Source organism: Bartonella sp. AP20NXHL (assembly GCF_042196165.1).
Taxonomy (GTDB): domain Bacteria; phylum Pseudomonadota; class Alphaproteobacteria; order Rhizobiales; family Rhizobiaceae; genus Bartonella.
The window spans coordinates 1-2,035 of record NZ_JBHIPV010000059.1; the positions used below are offsets into that span (position 1 = coordinate 1).

Here is a 2,035-nt window from a genome sequence, read left to right on the forward strand (position 1 = left end):
CAGTTAAGGATGATGGTAAATCTGAAGAGATAGACTATGGCAATGTGGCGGATGCTTTGGCTGGAGTTGGTAATTCTGTTACGAATGTAAAAAATGAGATCAGCAAAGAGATTACGAATGTAGTGAGTGATAGCCTTGTTAAGCAGGATAGGATGGGTCTTATTACTATTGGTGCGGAAAGAGGCGGCAATAAAATCAATATTTTAAATCGTGATGGTGATGCTCGAATTCTTTCTGGTGTTAAGGCAGCGCAAAATGGAGACGAGGCAGTCAATAAAGCGCAGCTTGATGCAAGTCTGAAGGATCTTTCTACCAGCCTTCAGTCTGATGATTCAGCTGTTGTTCTCTACGATAAACAGGCAGATGGTAAAACTGATTATAGCAGTGTGACTTTAGGTAAAGGTAAGGATGCAGGACCAGTTGCGCTTCATAATGTAAAAGAGGGTACCATTGCTGAAAATTCACGTGATGCAATTACGGGTAGCCAGATCAACACGATTTCTCAGGATTTAGCCAAGTTTTTTGGTGGTGATGCAAAATTTGTTGGCAGTACGTTTACAGGACCAACCTACAAGTTATCGAAGGTTGATGCAGCTGGTAATATAACAGACAGTTCTTTTAATAATGTTGGTAGTGCATTTACTGGTCTTGATGATAATATCAAGAATGTGAATGCACGTATTAAGGAAGTTTCGCAGGGAGTCGCACAGGATTCCTTGAATTGGAGTAATGAAGCCAATGCCTTTGTAGCACGTCATGAAAAGAGCAAAGAAGAAAAAGGCAGAGCTGTAAGGACACAAGAAAACAGTAGAATTACGTTTCTAGCAAATGGTGACATCACGGCAAACTCAACGGATGCGATTACCGGTAACCAGCTTTATTCAATGAATCAAACAGTTGCGACGTATTTTGGTGGAGGCGCTGGCTATGAAAATGGAAAATGGGTTGCCCCTACCTTCAAGCTTAAAACTATCAATGAAGATGGTAGTACTGGTGAGGAAAAGGTTTACAATAGTGTATCGGAAGCATTTGCTGGTGTTGCGAGTTCTATCACGAATGTTCATAATGATGTAACGAATGTAGTGAGTGATAGTCTTGCCAAGCAGGATGATAAGACGAAAGTTATCAATATTGGTAAAGAAGTAGAAGGTACAGAACTCAATATCGCAAATAAGGAGCAGGCAGATCGGACACTTTCAGGTGTTAAGGCAGCAACGAAGAATAATGAAGCGGTTAACAAAGAGCAACTTGATCAAAGTTTAGAGAAGCTTTCTAGCAGTCTTCAGTCTGATGATTCAGCTGTTGTTCATTACGATAAAAAAGATGGTGATAATGGCGGCATTGATTACACGAGTGTGACTTTAGGTAAAGGTAAGGATGCAGGACCAGTTGCACTTCATAATGTAAAAGATGGTGCCATTGGTGAGAGTTCACATGATGCGATTAATGGTAGTCAGATCAACACAATTTCTCAGAATGTAGCCAAGTTTCTTGGTGGTGATGCGGCATTTAATAATGGCGCGTTTACAGGACCGACTTACAAGTTATCGAAGGTTGATGCAGCTGGTAATATAACAAACGGCTCTTTTGATAATGTTGGTAGTGCATTTACTGGTCTTGATGATAATATCAAGAATGTGAATGCACGGATTAAGGAAGTTTCTGAAGGGGTAGCGCAGGATTCTTTGAATTGGAGCGAGACTGCCCATGCGTTTGTAGCGCGTCATGAGAAGAAGCAAGAAGAAAAAGGCAGAGCTGTAAGGACACAAGAAAACAGTAGAATTACGTTTCTAGCAAATGGTGAGATTAGCGCTAAATCAACAGATGCTATTACAGGTGGTCAGCTTTATTCAGTCAATCGGACGGTTGCTAGCTATTTTGGTGGTGGCGCTGGATATGAGAATGGAGAATGGGTTGCCCCCACATTCAAACTTAAAACTGTCAATGAAGATGGTAGCACTGGTGAGGAAAAGGTTTACAATAGTGTAGCGGAAGCATTTGCTGGTGTTGCGAGTTCTATCACGAATGTTCATAA

Annotated in this window: 1 pseudogene; it reads left to right on the forward strand. The window is 41.1% G+C overall.

What is annotated here, in order from left to right:
- Nucleotides 1–2,035 (forward strand): annotated as a pseudogene (locus ACFILL_RS09075) (hypothetical protein); the annotation flags it as partial.